General features: G+C 60.8%; 16 protein-coding genes. 4 read left to right on the forward strand and 12 right to left on the reverse strand.

Annotated features, from left to right (window positions below; all coding sequences use genetic code 11):
• Window positions 1-6: 6 nt before the first annotated feature.
• A complete protein-coding gene (codA, locus tag ND528_RS11645) occupies window positions 7-1242 on the forward strand; it encodes a cytosine deaminase (RefSeq protein ID WP_263470360.1) in 1236 nt (411 codons plus the stop codon).
• Between the two features lie 153 nt (window positions 1243-1395).
• Here codA and ND528_RS11650 read toward each other — a convergent pair whose 3' ends face one another.
• Window positions 1396-2376: a diaminopimelate epimerase gene (locus ND528_RS11650; RefSeq protein ID WP_263470361.1), complete on the reverse strand. Its 981-nt coding sequence runs from the start codon at window positions 2374-2376 to the stop codon at window positions 1396-1398.
• Window positions 2377-2620: 244 nt separating this feature from the next.
• On the opposite strand from ND528_RS11650, the gene ND528_RS11655 reads away from it, so the two are divergent.
• The gene (locus ND528_RS11655; protein ID WP_076563610.1) at window positions 2621-3772 is read left to right on the forward strand and encodes an MFS transporter; all 1152 of its coding nucleotides are present in this window, start codon (window positions 2621-2623) and stop codon (window positions 3770-3772) included.
• A gap of 90 nt (window positions 3773-3862) precedes the next feature.
• Here the strand turns inward: ND528_RS11655 and ND528_RS11660 are convergent, their stop codons facing one another.
• From ND528_RS11660 to ND528_RS11675, 4 genes are all read right to left on the reverse strand, one after another.
• Window positions 3863-6289 (reverse strand): TonB-dependent siderophore receptor, encoded by a 2427-nt coding sequence (locus tag ND528_RS11660; RefSeq protein WP_263470362.1) that lies wholly within the window; start codon window positions 6287-6289, stop codon window positions 3863-3865.
• A gap of 98 nt (window positions 6290-6387) precedes the next feature.
• A complete protein-coding gene (locus ND528_RS11665) occupies window positions 6388-7371 on the reverse strand; it encodes a FecR family protein (RefSeq protein WP_263470363.1) in 984 nt (327 codons plus the stop codon).
• A gap of 40 nt (window positions 7372-7411) precedes the next feature.
• The gene (locus tag ND528_RS11670) at window positions 7412-7903 is read right to left on the reverse strand and encodes a sigma-70 family RNA polymerase sigma factor (protein ID WP_263470364.1); all 492 of its coding nucleotides are present in this window, start codon (window positions 7901-7903) and stop codon (window positions 7412-7414) included.
• A gap of 251 nt (window positions 7904-8154) precedes the next feature.
• Window positions 8155-8595, reverse strand: a complete 441-nt coding sequence (locus tag ND528_RS11675) for a carboxymuconolactone decarboxylase family protein (protein ID WP_073471402.1) — start codon at window positions 8593-8595, stop codon at window positions 8155-8157.
• Between the two features lie 189 nt (window positions 8596-8784).
• Between ND528_RS11675 and ND528_RS11680 the strand changes: the two genes are divergently transcribed.
• Window positions 8785-9120: a hypothetical protein gene (locus tag ND528_RS11680; protein ID WP_130909824.1), complete on the forward strand. Its 336-nt coding sequence runs from the start codon at window positions 8785-8787 to the stop codon at window positions 9118-9120.
• 159 nt (window positions 9121-9279) lie between these two features.
• Here the strand turns inward: ND528_RS11680 and ND528_RS11685 are convergent, their stop codons facing one another.
• From ND528_RS11685 to ND528_RS11695, 3 genes are all read right to left on the reverse strand, one after another.
• Window positions 9280-10848, reverse strand: a complete 1569-nt coding sequence (locus tag ND528_RS11685) for a sensor domain-containing diguanylate cyclase (RefSeq protein ID WP_130909823.1) — start codon at window positions 10846-10848, stop codon at window positions 9280-9282.
• A gap of 174 nt (window positions 10849-11022) precedes the next feature.
• Window positions 11023-11796, reverse strand: a complete 774-nt coding sequence (locus ND528_RS11690) for an aldolase (RefSeq protein WP_263470365.1) — start codon at window positions 11794-11796, stop codon at window positions 11023-11025.
• An 11-nt stretch (window positions 11797-11807) separates the two neighbouring features.
• Window positions 11808-12515 carry a haloacid dehalogenase type II gene (locus tag ND528_RS11695; protein WP_263470366.1) on the reverse strand — a complete coding sequence of 236 codons (708 nt, stop codon included), beginning with the start codon at window positions 12513-12515 and terminating at the stop codon, window positions 11808-11810.
• A 109-nt stretch (window positions 12516-12624) separates the two neighbouring features.
• On the opposite strand from ND528_RS11695, the gene ND528_RS11700 reads away from it, so the two are divergent.
• Window positions 12625-13482, forward strand: a complete 858-nt coding sequence (locus tag ND528_RS11700; RefSeq protein WP_263470367.1) for a LysR substrate-binding domain-containing protein — start codon at window positions 12625-12627, stop codon at window positions 13480-13482.
• Window positions 13483-13498: 16 nt separating this feature from the next.
• Here the strand turns inward: ND528_RS11700 and ND528_RS11705 are convergent, their stop codons facing one another.
• The 4 genes from ND528_RS11705 to ND528_RS11720 form a co-directional block, all read right to left on the reverse strand.
• Entirely contained in the window at window positions 13499-14020 is a 522-nt protein-coding gene (locus ND528_RS11705; protein ID WP_178083624.1) for a hypothetical protein, read from the reverse strand.
• A complete protein-coding gene (locus ND528_RS11710) occupies window positions 14020-14748 on the reverse strand; it encodes an alpha/beta fold hydrolase (RefSeq protein WP_130909818.1) in 729 nt (242 codons plus the stop codon). The genes ND528_RS11705 and ND528_RS11710 overlap by 1 nt, the downstream gene beginning before the upstream one ends.
• 4 nt (window positions 14749-14752) lie before the next feature.
• The gene (locus ND528_RS11715; protein WP_408005030.1) at window positions 14753-15250 is read right to left on the reverse strand and encodes a PAAR domain-containing protein; all 498 of its coding nucleotides are present in this window, start codon (window positions 15248-15250) and stop codon (window positions 14753-14755) included.
• A gap of 138 nt (window positions 15251-15388) precedes the next feature.
• On the reverse strand, window positions 15389-16057 hold the full coding sequence (locus ND528_RS11720) for a ribonuclease T2 (RefSeq protein WP_263470368.1): 669 nt from the start codon (window positions 16055-16057) through the stop codon (window positions 15389-15391).
• Window positions 16058-16159: the final 102 nt, after the last annotated feature.

Here is a 16159-nt window from a genome sequence, read left to right on the forward strand (position 1 = left end):
TGCCTGATGCACATCATCAACGCCCGCCTGCGCAACCAGGAAGGCCTGCACGAATTGCACCTTGAAGACGGCCTGATCCACAGCATCGCCCGTCAGACCGAAGCGCCGACCCTCGGCCCGGATGACCTCGATGCCGGCGGCAATCTGGTGGTGCCGCCCTTCGTCGAGCCGCACATCCACCTCGATGCCACCCTCACCGCCGGCGAGCCGCGTTGGAACATGAGCGGCACGCTGTTCGAGGGCATCGAATGCTGGGGCGAGCGCAAGGTCACCATCACCGAAGAAGACACCAAGACTCGCGCCAAGAAGACCATTCAGGCCCTGGCCGCCCACGGTATTCAGCACGTGCGCACCCACGTTGACGTCACCGACCCGCAACTCACCGCGCTCAAGGCCATGCTCGAAGTGCGCGAGGAAAGTCGTCACCTGATCGACCTGCAAATCGTCGCGTTCCCGCAGGAAGGCATCGAGTCGTTCCGCAACGGGCGCGAGTTGATGGAAGAGGCGATCCGCATGGGCGCCGACGTGGTCGGCGGCATTCCGCATTTCGAGTACACCCGCGATCAGGGCGTCAGCTCGGTGAAGTTTCTGATGGACCTGGCCGAGCGCACCGGCTGCCTGGTCGACGTGCACTGCGACGAGACCGACGATCCGCATTCACGTTTCCTCGAAGTGCTTGCCGAGGAAGCGCGCAGCCGCGACATGGGCACCCGCGTCACCGCCAGCCACACCACGGCGATGGGCTCTTATGACAACGCCTACTGCGCCAAACTGTTCCGCCTGCTCGGCCATTCCGGGATCAGTTTTGTTTCCTGTCCGACCGAAAGCATTCACCTGCAAGGGCGTTTCGACAACTTCCCGAAACGCCGCGGCGTCACCCGCGTCAACGAGTTGCTCGAAGCCGGGATGAACGTGTGTTTCGGTCAGGATTCGATCGTCGACCCGTGGTACCCGCTGGGCAACGGCAACATCCTGCGCGTGCTTGAAGCGGGTTTGCACATCTGCCACATGCTCGGCTATCGCAATCTGCAAAGTGCGCTGGATCTGGTCACCGACAACAGCGCCAAAGCCATGCACCTGGGCGATCGCTACGGACTGGAACAGGGCCGCCCGGCGAACCTGCTGATTCTATCGGCGGACAGCGACTACGAAGTGATCCGCAGCCAGGGTCTGCCGCTGTATTCGATTCGTGGCGGCAAGGTGTTGATGAAGCGGCAGATGCCGGTGGTGGAGTTCAGCTGAGAATTGCGCTGAACCTGATGGGCCGAAAGCAAAACCTGTGGGAGCGAGCCTGCTCGCGAAAGCGCCATGCCAGGCGCCTCGATGTTGGATGTCCCGACCTCTTCGCGAGCAGGCTCGCTCTCACAGAAGATCCCAGCGATGGCGTCGGCCGAATCAAGCGATCAACCGCGCCGTGCCAAACAATCTGACGCGCAGCAACTCCCCTTCCGAAACCTCAAGCAAAACCGGTGCGGTGCCACCCGGCATGACCACCCGCACCTCCCCTGCCTCGACCCAACCCACCCGCCACGCAGCACACGCGACCGCACTGGCGCTGGTGCCCGAAGATGCGGTCGGTCCTTCGCCGCGCTCGAATACCCGGGCGAGGACTTGCTGCGGCGACACCAGCGCGGCCCATTGCAGATTGACGCCGGTCGGGCAGGGATTGCCGGCACCGTTGGGCATGGCATAGGCGATCGCTGTAAGCCGTTGGTTCAGGGTGGGTTCACGCATCTGTTCATTGCTCGGCAGAGCGGCCGCATCACTGAGCAGCGTCACGCAATGCGGATTGCCGATGCGGACGAATTGGCTGTGTGCCCAGTCAGGATCGAGTTCCGCCAGGGGCTGGACATGGCTGACGTCGCGATTGTTGAACTGAACGTTTTCAACCGTCTGCGCACCCACAGCCTCCGGGCCGAATCCGGGCTGGCCGAGATCGAGCCAGAAGCCGCGCACGCCTTCGACTTCGACCGGTGTCACCGCGGTTTCCAGCGCTTCGCCCTTGTCATGATGAACGCGCAACACTGCGCCCTGCTCCGCCATCAAGCCTTGCTCGGTCAATGCCTGAGAAAAAATCGTCAGGCCGTTACCGCTGCGCTCGGCGAGGCTGCCGTCGGTGTTGACGATCAGCACATCGAACGGCGCAGATGCCTGGAACGGGCCGATCAGCAGGCCGTCACTGCGGTGGGGTTTGCTGTTGGCCGGGCGTTGGCCTTCGGGCCAGTGACAGCACAAAACGATGGCTGCCTCGCTCCATTGCTGCCTGGATACGGCGCATTCTGCGGCCCTCGCTGGCAAAGCGATTCCGGCCTCGCGCAAGGCTTGGGGCGAAACCACTCCGTAGATATTGCCGCGTGCGTCGTAGAAGCTCGTCATGCCTTGTTCCCGTATTCCATGCTGGCGAAAATCCGACTGTAAACCGCAATCCCCTGTAGGAGTGAGCCTGCTCGCGAAGGCGGTGGGTCAGTCGACATTTCCATATTTGACCCACCGCTTTCGCGAGCAGGCTCGCTCCCACAGGGTAGGATGTTCACCGTTATGCCCCGAAAGGCCTGAGATCGAACCTCAACGCCGTCAGAATGTCACTCGGGATGCAGTTGTTTTTTTGCCAAGGATCGATATGACCAGCCTCAACCCCCAAGACACCTTCGTCCCCGGACGTTTGCAACAGATGTCCACCCGCATCGCTTTTTTCATCGCCGGCCTTGGTATTGCCGCGTGGGCACCGCTGGTGCCGTATGCCAAGGCGCGGGCCGGGCTGGATGAGGGCACGCTGGGGTTATTGCTGTTGTGCCTGGGCGTCGGCTCGATTCTGGCGATGCCGCTGGCGGGGATTCTTGCCACGCGCTTCGGCTGCCGACGTGTGGCCACCGGCGGCACGCTGCTGATCTGCGCGGCGCTGCCGTTGCTGGCGACGGTGTCCTCGATCCCGGCGCTGATCGCCACGCTGTTCATGTTCGGTGCCGGCCTCGGCACGGTGGATTCGACGGTGAACCTGCAAGCAGTGATCGTCGAGCGCGCCAGCGGCAAGCACATGATGTCGGGATTCCACGGTTTGTTCAGCCTCGGCGGCATCGTCGGTGCGGCGGGCGTCAGTGCCCTGCTCGGCCTCGGGCTGACACCGCTGGCAGCGATGCTGGTGGTAGTGGTTTTGCTGATCGGCGCCTTGCTCAAATGCGTGCCGCACATGCTGCCCTACGGCAGCGAAAGCTCCGGCCCGGCGTTCGCCATTCCCCATGGCATCGTGCTGTTTATCGGCGGCATGTGCTTCATCGTATTCCTCACCGAAGGCGCGGCGCTGGACTGGAGCGCAGTGTTCCTCGCTCAGGAACGCGGGATCGACACGGCTTATGCGGGAATGGGTTACGCAGCGTTTGCCCTGACCATGACCGTCGGCCGTCTGCTGGGTGACCGCATCGTGCGCAAGCTGGGTGCCACGCGGATCATTCTGTTCGGCGGTCTGTTGGCGGCGGCGGGGTTGTTTCTCGCCACCTTCGCGCCGAGCTGGCAAGCGGCGCTGGTCGGGTATGCGCTGGTCGGCGCCGGTTGCTCGAACATCGTGCCGGTGCTGTACACGGCGGTGGGCAAGCAGACGGTGATGCCGGAGAGCATCGCGGTGCCGGCGATTACCACGCTGGGTTATGCCGGGATTCTCGCCGGGCCGGCAGTGATCGGTTTTGTCGCGCATGCCAGCAGCCTGAGTTTTGCCTTTGGCCTGATGGCGGTGTTGCTGGTGGCTGTGGCAATTGGCGGCAAAGTCCTCAAGGTCTAAAGCAAAAGATCGCAGCCTTCGGCAGCTCCTACATGGATTTGCGTTCCCCTGTAGGAGCTGCCGAAGGCTGCGATCTTTTGATCTTGTGTTTTAGAAACCGACGCTGGCCTGCACGAAGAACGTGCGCGGTGCGCCGACATACATCCCCGAGTTGTTGTCGCTGGAGCGGGTGAAGTACTGCTTGTCGAAGACGTTCTTCACCCCGGCACCGAGCTTGAGATTCGAGACCTGCGCGCCGAAGTCATAACCGCCGCGCACGTTCCAGGTCACGTAACCCGGGATGTCGCCGTACTGCCCGTCCGCCGTGCCTTCAGTGATGTAATTGCCGTTGAAGCTGCCATCCGCATTCACACCGGTGCCCGGCGAACGCTGTTTCGATTGGGCGAAGCCATCGATGTTGTACGTCCAGCGGTTGATCTCGTAACGCAATCCGACCGTCGCAACCTGCCGCGAATAGAACGGCAGATCGCGGCCCTTGAAGCCGGGGATCTCGCCTTCATAGGTGGCGCGGGTGTAGGTGAACCCGGCATTGGCGGTCAAACCATCGAGGCGCGGATCGAGGGCCGCCATGTCGTAGTGCGCCGAGGCTTCAATGCCCTGGTGCTTGGTCGCGCCGAGGTTGGTCCAGCCGACATCGTTGCTGATGTATTGCAGTTCGTCATCGAAGTCGATGTAGAACAGCGTCACCTCGCCGCCCCAGACATCATCGTTGTAACGCGTGCCGATCTCGTAGGTCTTGGCTTTTTCCGGCTCCAGACCGTTGGCGGTGCTGTCACCCGAACCGCCCTGGCCGAGCTGGAAATACTGCAGGCTGCCGAACGAGGTTTCGTAGTTGGCGAACAGCTTCCAGGCATCGGAGAGGTGATACATCACGCTCAGCGCTGGCAGCGGTTCGTTACTTTCGATGCTGCGATTTTTTTCCTGGACCGGGCGGCCAGCGGTGTCGAGCACGGCGCGGTCATGCCAGTCGGTGCTGATGTGTTCGAAGCGAATGCCCGGGGTGACGGTCCAGTTGCCGACGTCGATCTTGTTGTCGACATACACCGAGTTGGCCTCGGTGCCGCCAGTGCGATCCTGAAATACGTGGCCGTCGGAGGTCGGCGTGACCACCGGCTGGTTGTTGACCAGCGCCAGACGGCTCGACTCTTCGTGCATTGCCTCTTTCAGATAGCGATAACCGACGCTGACTTCCTGAGTGGTCGGGCCGACATCGAACACCCGCGACACGCGCGGCTCGATGCCGAGGGTGTAGTAGGAACGCGGGTACGAGCTGAGGGTGCGCTGATCGCGCGCAGCGATGGTACTGCCGCGAAAGCTGTCGGTGTAGTAGGTGAGGATTTCCGCCTGAGTGCGCTCGTCGATCTGGCGAATCCACTTGAACGACACGTCTTTGCGCCGGCCTGTGAACTGGTCGTAGTCACGCACCGATTCGTACGGTTTGTCGTCGTACTGACGCTGGGTCAGGCCGCCGGGCATGTCGGCACTGGCGTCGTAATAGTGGAAGTTGAGGCTGAAGTCGTCCTGATCGGTCGGCGCCCAGTGCGTCTTGAGCAGCACGTCGTCGATGTCGTTGCCGTTGTTGCGCTCGCGATAACCGTGGCCGTTGACGCCGGAGTACAGCAGCGCGACGCCCATGCCGTTGTCGGCGGTGCCACCGAGGAATGCGGTGTCGATGTGTTTCCAGCCGCCGTACTGCGTGGTTTCCAGGGTGGTGCCGATTTCGCCGGTGGTTTTCTCCGGAATCGCGCGGGTCACGAAGTTGATCACGCCGCCGACGTTCTGCGGCCCGTAACGCACGGAACCGGCGCCACGCACGACGTCGATGCTGTCGAGGTTGCCTGAGGAAATCGGCGCCATCGACAGTTGCGGCTGGCCGTACGGAGCAAACGCGGCAGGTACGCCGTCGATCAGCACGGTCGAGCGTGGCGACAGGCGCGAAGTCAGACCGCGTACGCCGACGTTGAGGGAAATATCACTGCCGCCAGTGCCATTGGAGTCCTGCACCTGCACGCCAGGCACGCGTTTGAGCACGTCGCTGACGTTCATCGCGCCCTGCTCGACCATCGCTTCGCGGCGAATCACCGTGCGCGCGCCGGGGTGGTTCTGCACCACCGCCGCGTCGGCATCACCGAGCCAGTCGCCGACCACTTTGATGTCGGTCACGCCGAGCTCCAGCGGGCCGTTGCTGGCTGCGGAAGTGGCGGCTGGGGCGAGCGTCACCGAGCCTTCATTGATCTGATAATCGAGACCGCTGCCCTGCAACAGCTGACGCAAAGCCTGCTCTGGCGAAAGGTCGCCGTCGACCGCTGGCGCCTGTTTGCCGGCCACCAGTTCGGGGCTGAAAAACACCTGCAGCGAGGTTTGCTGGCCCAGCTCGCTCAAGGCCTGGCCCAGCGGTTGCGCGCGAATGTGAATGGCTTCAGCGGCAAACGCCAATGGCATCGCGGCACTGACCGCCAGCGCCAAGGCCAGTGGCAACCAAGGGGATTTTTTATTGTGGGTTGTGGTGATGTTCACGTCGTACGCAGTCCTGTGGATCGCAAGAGTGTGCGGCTGTTAATGCAAACCAGTTGCAGTTGAACAGGTAGACGATGAACGGGGAAAAAACCTGAATGCTATCTGGAAATTATTTCCTGACTGCCATCGGCGAGGGTGCGCACCGTCACCGGCAGGATGCTCGGCAAGGCTTTGAGCAAGGCGTCGGTGTCGTCGGATTTGAACACGCTGGTCAGGCGCAGGCTGGCCACGTTCGGCTGGGATACGGTCAGCGGTTTGTCGCGATATCGCGATACTTCCGCCGCTACTTCGCCGAGGCTGGCGTTGTTGAACACCAGTTTGCCGTTGCGCCATGCGGTCAGTTCCGCCGGGCTGACCGCGTAGGCCGGCAGGACTTTGCCTTGGGCATCGACCGAAGTGCCGAGGCCTGCGCTCAGGTTGATGAATTCGTTTTCCGGGGCAGCACTTCCCTGCACCTTCACCGTGCCCTGCTCCACCACCACGCGGGTCTGCGTGGCATCGCGGCGCACATCGAAACGCGTACCGGTGACTGTGACCTTGCCGCTGCCGGCTTCGACAATAAACGGACGCGAGGCGTCGTGTTCAACACTGAACATCGCCTCGCCCGCGCTCAATTCGATCAGCCGTCGATCCTTCTCATAACGCACCTGCAAGCGGCTGCGACTGTTCAGATCGATCACCGAACCATCCGGCAACGCTACATGCTTGCGCTCGCCCAACGCCGTGGCGAACTCGGCGCGGTAACCGCCCGGATGATTCAGCCCGCTGAACAGGCCAAGTCCCAGCGCCACGGTCAGAACACTCGCGGCCACGGCATAACGCAGCAACGGCCGGCGTTCGCGGCGAGGTGGCGGAGTTTCGGCAAGCGCCTTGAGGCGAGAAGTCGGCAGCAGATCAGCCGCGGTCCACAAGCCTTGCAGCAACTGGAATTCTTCGCGGTGCTGCGGATGCTCGTTCAGCCAGGCCTCGAAGCCTTGGCGTTGCTCGACGCTGACGTTCGGCTCCTGCAAACGCACGAACCAGGCCGCCGCTTCGTCACGCACCGCCGTTTGCCCACAGGCGCAATCACCCGTTTCCATCATGGAATGTCCTGTCCGGCTGAGAATGAAAAGACGCGAGCGCTCATGATTGCAACCCATCCAGCCGCTCACGCAAATGCCGCAGGGCGCGGATCATATACTTTTCGACCATGTTCCTGGACAGCCCCAGGCGTTCGGCAATTTCTGCCTGAGTCAGGCCTTCGATCTTCTGCCAGACAAAAATCTTGCGGCAGTTGAGCGGCAATTCGGCAAGCGCGCGTTCGATGGAGTCGGCCAACTGGATCGCGCGTATGTAATGCTCCGGGTCGCCCGCTGACGATGCAGTGTCCTCGACCGCCTCCGACTCCATGGCGCCGCGCCGATCCTCACGCCGATACCCATCAACCGCGATGTTGCGCGCGGTCTGGTGCAAATACGCACGCGGCTGCTGCACCGCCGCCGAATCCGCCTCGAGCACCCGCACAAAGGTGTCGTGCGCCAGATCCTCGGCCTGCGCGCGATTGCGCAGGCGCCGAGTCCAGGTGCCGATCAACTCTTCGTAATGCTCGAAAAAGCCGGATCTGCGGGAGCGCATGGGGGATGGGCGGCGTGTGAGAAAGGGGCGTGAATAGTAATGCTTCGTATTAATACAAAGCAATGCACGCTGTGATGGTGTTCTTGATGCGCAAGGTGCAACCACCGACGACGCCGAGCTCCGATGGGCATTGAACAGGTCCCTGTGGGAGCGAGCCTGCTCGCGAATGCGGTATGTCAGCAACGATGATGGTGACTGACACGTCGCCTTCGCGAGCAGGCTCGCTCCCACAAGGGAATAGCGTGAGTGTTTCAGGCCTGCGGCAGTTTGCGGAAGCCCACCGCCAGGCGATTCCAGCCGTTGATGGTGTTGATCGCCACTGTCAGGTCAACCAGTTCCTTCGGCGAAAACTGTGCAGCGACGACTTCATAGTCTTCGTCCGGCGCGTGGCTCAGGCTCAGTTGTGTCAGCGACTCGGTCCACAGCAGCGCGGCACGCTCACGCTCGCTGAAGAACGGCGCTTCCCGCCATGCCGTCACGGCGAACAGGCGGCGTGGGGTTTCGCCGTCCTTGATCGCGTCGGCGGTGTGCATGTCGATGCAGAATGCGCAGCCGTTGATCTGTGAAGAGCGCAGCTTGACCAGTTCGAGCAGGCTCTTTTCCAGCGACAGTTTCGAGACGGCATTTTCCAGCGCCATCATCGCTTTCATGGCATCGGGGGAAGCGGTGTAGAAATCGGCACGAGGTTGCATGGTGGGCTCCGGGGTAGCGATTGAATGTGTGGCTACGTTAGTCCCCGGGGGTGCTTCGGCAAATAGCCAATATTGCAGAAGAACGGTAGGCCACTTGGCGCGGCGACTGACCGCTCGTCACTCGACGGGCACCAAGGTTTCAGTGCGCAAGACCAACATCAGGTAATCCCCTTTATCAGGAGACGTACCATGATGACGCGCAAATTCACTTCGTTATTGTTGGCCGGCCTGCTCGCCACGGCGTCCGCCGCCAGCTTCGCGGCCAATGACAGCACCGATGCGACGGGCACCAAGTCCGGCGGCGCCAGCAGCTCGACCATGCCGCCAGACAACACCCCGGGCTCGCCATCGGGCGGCACTGGTTCTGGCGGAACCAATAACGGCACCGGCACCGGTACTGGCTCGGGGATGGGCACCGGCACGGGCACCAATGGCGGCGCCAGTGGCTCGGGTTCCGGCGCGGGTGGCGGCACCGGCTCGGCCGGCGGCGGCACGGGTGGTGCGGGCGGTGGCACGGGCGGCTGAACGAACAAGAGCCATCCCGGATAGTCCTGCTTACATCAGGACCCAATGTGGGAGCGAGCCTGCTCGCGAAAGCGGTCTGTCAGCCAAGCTTGATGCAAGCTGACACACCGATTCGCGAGCAGGCTCGCTCCCACTTCTGATTTCTGTTGATTGAAAGAATCAGCGATCCGAACGCATCAGTTCGGCAAAACCCTCTTCAGCTGTAAACACCGCCGCGCGATTGCGTCCGGCATTTTTCGCCTGATACAACGCCGCGTCCGCGCGCTGGATAAACACCTGCGGGCTGTCGTTGCCGTTGGGAATAAATGAATAACAGCCCAGGCTCACCGTGAGATAACCGGTCGGCGAGCCGCTGTGAATGATGTGCTTGTCGATCACGCTGCGGCGTATCTGCCCGGCTATCGCCAGCGCGCCGTTGATGTCGGTGTCCGGTAGCAGCACGGCAAATTCTTCGCCGCCGTAACGCACCGCCAGATCCGACTTGCGCTGGCAGCAGGTCTTCACCACCTGTGCCACCTGCGCCAGGCATTGATCGCCGGCGACATGGCCGTAGGCATCGTTGTAGCGCTTGAAGAAATCGATATCGAGCATGATCAGGCTCACCGGGCTGACCTGCCGCGCGCCCCGGGCAAACTCAATGTCCAGCGAACGCTCGAACAAGCGCCGATTGGCCAACCCGGTAAGGCTGTCGTGGGTGGCAATCTGTTCCAGCGCCAGTTGCGCCTTGCGCAGGTTTTTCTCGATACGCTCGCCGTCGCGCACCTGATGAATGAACACCCAGCCGAACAGGCCAATCCCGAGGATCACCAGCGCGACAATCACGCTGGACTGAAAGGCGCGGTCATACCAGCCCTGCAGAATCGTGTCTTGCGACGTCGCAGCAGAGACCACCAGCGGATACGAGGCGAGCTGGCGATAGCCATACAAGCGGGTCACGCCGTCGACCACGGAATTGAGCATCGCGGTGCCAGCGTTAGCGTTCGGCAACAGGGTTTGATAGATCTCGCCGTGAGCCACCGAGGTGTTGATCAGCGACTCATCAAAGGGCCGTCGCGCCAGCAAGGTGCCGTCGGTCAGCGCCAGAAACATGATGCCGCTGTCATCGAGGCTGAAGCTTTTGAAGAACTGATCGAAGTAGGACATGCGGATACCGGCCATCAGCACGCCCTGAAAGTTGCCAAGTTGATCGTTGACGCGTCTGGAAATCGGAATAATCCACTCGCCGTTTTCGCGGCTGCGAATCGCCGGGCCGATGTGCGCAACGGTCGAAGCATTCTGCTGATGGAACTTGAAATATTCGCGATCGGCCACGCCATTGCCACGAGGCAGATCGGCGAACGAAGTAATGACCCACTGCCCTTCGCGATCGAAGAGAAAGATGCCATGCAACTGATCCAGTTGCTGCGCGCGGCGGGCAAAGATCCGCTGTAACCGAGGGCGCTGCGCCGCCCCGTAACCATCGTCCTGAATCCAGTCGACCAGGCTGGTCATCACCAGATCCGCCGCCCGCACGGTGTCCTCGGCCTGCTGCGCCATGGCTCGGGTCAGGTTGCCGGAGGCCATTTTCGCCACCGCCAGATCCTGACGCCGCGACTGCTCCAGTTGCAGGTACAGCAGACCGCACAGGCACAGACTCACCGCAACAATAAACAGCACCGCCGCTTTGCGAAGCGGCAACCGCTTGAGCGTGCCGGGGGCCTGATGCGGATCGTGAATGGGGATTGGCAAAAGCATGTCCTGGGCAGGTACGACAGGGGCGCGAGCCCGAAACCCTTGTATGTGTGAGCGTAGCCCACCGGGATGTACCGGGCAAACGCCCGCCTCCCGCCCAGTTATCGGCGCGTCGCGAGTTTGGATGATCGCTTTTCGTCGATTTATTTACGATTGCTTCTTTACGGTTAATCAGTTGTGCATGGCCAGCCGCCGCATTGCGCTGGTGAGATGCGCGCGGGCACTTTGCGCATCGCCTTGACGCATTTGTTCATAGGCGCGCTGCGCAATGGCGTGGGGCACCGGTTTCAATTCACGCCCGGTGGCCATGGCCAGCAGTTGCACTTGCGCGGCGCGCTCCAGGTAATACAGATCGTCCCAGGCTTCGGCGATGGTCGGCGCAGCGACAATCACCCCGTGGTTTTTCAGAAAGAGAATGTCGGCGTCGCCCATGACGCTGGCGATGCGGTCGCCTTCGGATGCGTCCAGTGCGAGGCCGTTGTAATCCTCGTCCACCGCTGTGCGCCCGTAAAACTTCAGCGCAGTCTGCCCCAGCCACAGCAGCGGCGGGCCTTGCAACAGGCACAACGCGGTGGCGTGCGGCATGTGCGTGTGGAACGCGACTTTTACCCGTGGCAGTTGTTTGTGCAGGCGCGCGTGGATGTAGAACGCGGTCGCCTCGGGCTCGCCTTCGCCATCGACGACGTTGCCGGCAAAGTCACAGACCAACAGATTCTGCGCGGTCACTTCCGAAAAAGCGTAGCCGTATGGATTGACCAGAAACAGATCATCATGCCCCGGCAGCATCGCCGAAAAGTGATTGCAGATGCCCTCCTCCAGACCATGCAATGCGGCCAGTTGAAAGCACGCAGCAAGTTCGTTGCGAGCGGTGATGATCGCCTCGGTTGCAAGGTTCAGCATCGAGGTGGGTCTGGTTTTGGCGGTGCCGCTCAAGGTGTGCGCCATGGCAATTCTCCTTAGGTCCAGCCGAGAGATTTGAATAGCGGCAGCAGTTGATCGAGGCTGGAGAGGATCGCGTCGGGGCGATAGTCGGGCAACAACTGGCGCCCGGTGCCGCGATCGATCCACACGCATCGAAAACCCATGTCCCGCGCCGCCGTGTGATCGAGCGTCGGGCTGGCGCAGATGTGCACCACCTCATCGCGGGTCACGCCCAATTGCTCATGAGCGTAGTCGAACAGCCGTGGCGCCGGTTTGTAGGCATCAGCCTGTTGCGCGGTGATCACCCGGTCGATATGGCCGCCGAGTTGCGCGACGTTGCCGGCAATGATGTCGTCGTCGGTGTTGGAGACGATGCACAGCTTGAAGCCCAAGGCTTTGAGCTGCGCGAGGGTGTCGACCACTTCGGCAAATGGCGGCATGTTCGGGATGGCCGCCGCCAGGCGTTGACTGTCCTCGGGCTGGCTCGGCAAGCCCAACTCTGCCAGCGCCAGTTGCAGGCCGAGGGTGCTCAGTTCGCGAAAGGAACGGTGCGGCGGTGTTTGTTCGAGACGATGCTCGTGACGGTCGTAGACTTCGATCAGCTTAGCGGCGTCGACTGCGTGCTCGCCCTTGTCGCTGAGCATTTTCTCGACCACGGCTTTCAGTCCTTCATCCCACTGAATCAGCGTGCCGTAGCAATCGAAGGTCAGCCAGTGCGGGCGTGGCGTGTTGTTCAAGGTCATCGGTCGATTCCTCCAGAGTGAGGACTTCAGCTTATGAGCGCGCGGTAATAGTGTGAAATTAAATAAACACTCGATAGTCATTCGCAAATCAACTATCAGGAATGCTGCCATGTTGGATCTCGAATTGCTGAAAACCTTTGTCTGCGTGGTCGACGAAGGCAGCTTTACCCGCGCTGCCGAACGTGTGCACCGCACGCAATCGACGGTCAGCCAGCAGGTGCGCAAACTCGAAGATCTGGTCGGCCACCCGCTACTCCTGCGCGACCGCAGCGGAGTGAACGTCGCGGTCACAGAGCACGGTGAATTACTGATGCACTACGCGCGGCGATTGCTGGCGCTGTCTGCCGAAGCCACGCAAGCGCTGGCCAGCGACGTCGATCTGGAAGTGCTGCGCATCGGCATGCCGGAAGACTTCGACGCCCGGCGCATGGCGCTGATCCTCGCCGGTTTTACCCGCAACCATCCGCAAGCGCGCCTGGAAACCATCAGCGGCATGAGCCTCGACCTGCGCCAACGCCTCGACGCCGGCGACATCGACATTGCCCTGATCAAACGCGAACCCGACAGCGGCCCGGCATGGGCCACCTGGCCGGAACGACTGGTGTGGGTCAAAGGCACCGAATTGGACACCTCCAGCGGTGTGCTGCCGCTGGCGCTGTTTCCGCAGGGCTGCCTGTATCGACAACGGGCGATTCGCCTGCTCGATGTAGCGCAGCGACCGTGGCGAGTGGCGTTCGGCAGCCACAGCCTGACCGGGATTCAAGCGGCGGTGGCGTCTGGGTTGGGGGTTTCGGTGCTGCCGGTTTCGGCGGTATTGCCAGAGCATGAGGTGTGTACGGATCTGCCGGAGTTGGCGCCGACGGAACTTGCGCTGGTCAGCCGCGAGGGAGTGTTGAGCGGGTTGCAGCGGGGGCTGGTGGAGTTTTTGCGTGGGGAATTGGGGGTGGATGCGGGGGGATTTGCGTGAGTCCCCCCGGGGTTGTTTATTCGGGTTTGTTGATTTCGCGGAGCAGGTCGGCGGTGGGGATGTTCATGGTGTTTGAGTAGTAGGTTTTGTAGCCAAAGGCAGTGACAAATAGTTTGCAGGGAATCTGGCTTTTGTTGGAGAGAAGGTTGTTTAGCTCCGTTGTAGACAGGTGACGTTCTGAACTACGGCTGCTGGAGGTTTCAACGAGAAACGCGCTGGTGAGATAAGAAAATTTCCCTCCGTTTAGCGGTTCCCCGTCAGACTCAATCAAACCTACCGCGGAAAACTGCATCGCTTTCTCAATGGAGAAATCATGATCGTCCCCCAACGCACACGTCAGAAAACCTGCAATCATCCCTTCTCCCTGTCCTTTATCAAACAGGTTCAGGACATCCACATCCGATTGGTATCGGATGTCATATAAAAGCGTCCTCTCTCGTTTCACGGACACGAAACTCAAGTTTGCAGCAGGCTTTGAATGGTCTTTTGCACATCCGGAGCAAACAATGAGCAATACGCAGATGATCAATCTGGACATCAAGAAAACTCCTTCATGATCGCGGCCATCAACAAATCGCTCGCCGAATTGCCACCGGAAATAGGCGCAACAAACAGCTCTAGCGCGTTTGCATGACTGGTATCGACGTTTACGTTCAAAGAAGGCCCACAAGAAACAATCCACTTCTCACCAAAGTCAGCTACGCCATCTGATGAATTTCTATTGGTAGGTGTCGCTTTGATGTTGATCCATTCGACAGCGACTGGGTCAGGTCGCTGGCGATATATGTCTGAGCCGATCCAGACAAGAGCACCTTCGCCAACCGGATCCAAAGTAATCAGCATCTGCATTCTGTAACCCCAATCCGACATGAGTTTCGTCAGATGCGCACCGTTCCATCCACCGAGGCTATGTCCGACGATGTATATAGGGCAACTCTTGTACGGAATCAGGCTAAGAACATATCGCTGGATGTCTTGCTTCCCTCTGACTTCGTTATAACCCAGCCACTCTGAGCGATATCTACCTTCGGCGCTCAGCGACTCATTGCGTTTATCAAATGCAGCCCGGGCGGCCAAAATGTTTCCATAAGGCCCAGAAAAGTAATAACTCTCCTTATCCCCAGCCCCACCAATAAAAAGCACGATCGCCTTGGTACTTTCCACCGGCACAGGCTTGGCGCTGACATCCTTCTTGTCGGTCAGCGTATGCTCCTTGTGCAGCTTGTAAGTATTGCCCTTCGCGCACGTTACCGTCTCAGCCGTCATTGCCTCACTCCTCCAGAAACAGCTTGATGGTTTCAGGCAGGTGCGAACTGACTTCATGGGTAAATCCGGAGGCATCAGACACGCCATGTTCCATGCGTCCGTCGGCGCGCTGGATCATGTAGGGATGGTTGGGCATCGGTTCACCGGTCACATCGTTGACCAGTTTCAGCTTGTCGGTGAAGTGCACCGGCATCGGCAGCAGACCACTGAAAGGCGCCGCGACTACGGTGTCGCCAATGATCACCGTGCCTGAACCGCCGATGACGACATTGCCGTGGCCACCGGTGCTGTCCAGCATCGCCGCGTTCAAGCCATTGATGAACACGGTGCCAGATACAGCGCCGCTGATCGCACTGCCGCAAGCGGACTTGTCGGTCATGCGCGCAGCCGCCAGTCCATCAAAATTGACATTCGGCGAGCCGCTGACGATCGGGTTGGTGCCGTGTCCCGGCAACGGGCAGGCGGTGGGGTCGGTGACGCGGGCAGCGGGTTTTCCGCTCATGAACAGCTCCTTGCAATGTGTCGTGCAGATCCTTTGAGGCGCGCAGCATGCGCGAATTTGCCCTCCCCTTCAAATCCTCAGGCCAAAAAAACAGGCGCTCACGGGAGCGCCTGTTTTTCCTGGCTCATTACGGATGGCTTACCGTACCGGCGGCACCCGAATATCCCCCGCCCGACACTGCGTCTTCACCCCTTTGCCACACACGCCGAACTGCAAATCCCTGTCCATGCACACCCGCACTTCCGACAGCTGCGGGCCGCTGCAAACCACCGCAATTCCGTCTTCAGGAATACCCGGATTGGCCTTGCGAAACAGATCGACAATTTCCTGCGCTTCGAAGTAGTACGACGTCGAGCCGAACGGCTGTAACGCCTGCGGAATCTTCACCGCGCCGAGGGCCTGATCGGAATTGTCCAGATAGCCCTCCGCGCCAAGACCGCTGCAGGTACCGTGCTTGGACCATTCGTGATCGAGGAGTTTTTTCGTCGGGTACATCGTCAGGCCCTTGCTGGTTTCTGCCGCCGATAGCCTGGTCAGCGGTGGGCAGGATTCTGGCCAGCCGCCCTTGGCGTATTGCGGCCACAAACCGTGCAGGACAAAACCATAACCCTTGCCGGTGCACTGCGCGTCGTCCTTGTGCGTCAGACAAAAGGTCGGCGACCAGGACAGCGCCAGCAGGTAATAGTCGAACACCCCCGCCACCGATTCGGCCTGCGCTTTGTTCGACGCCGGCTGACGCGCCGAACTCATGCCGATGCTACCGGCCGTCAGCGCGATCATCGCCAGAATTGTAAACAGCTTTTTCATTAACCCGTTCCTTGGGACGCCTGCGTCCGTGGTTTTCGTTGTTGGCCAGGCTTGGCCAGTGCTGATTTCGACACGCTTGTATTGCAAGCGCATGACGCAAGG

Origin of the sequence: Pseudomonas mercuritolerans (assembly GCF_025706525.1) — a bacterium.
Taxonomy (GTDB): Bacteria; Pseudomonadota; Gammaproteobacteria; order Pseudomonadales; family Pseudomonadaceae; genus Aquipseudomonas; species Aquipseudomonas mercuritolerans.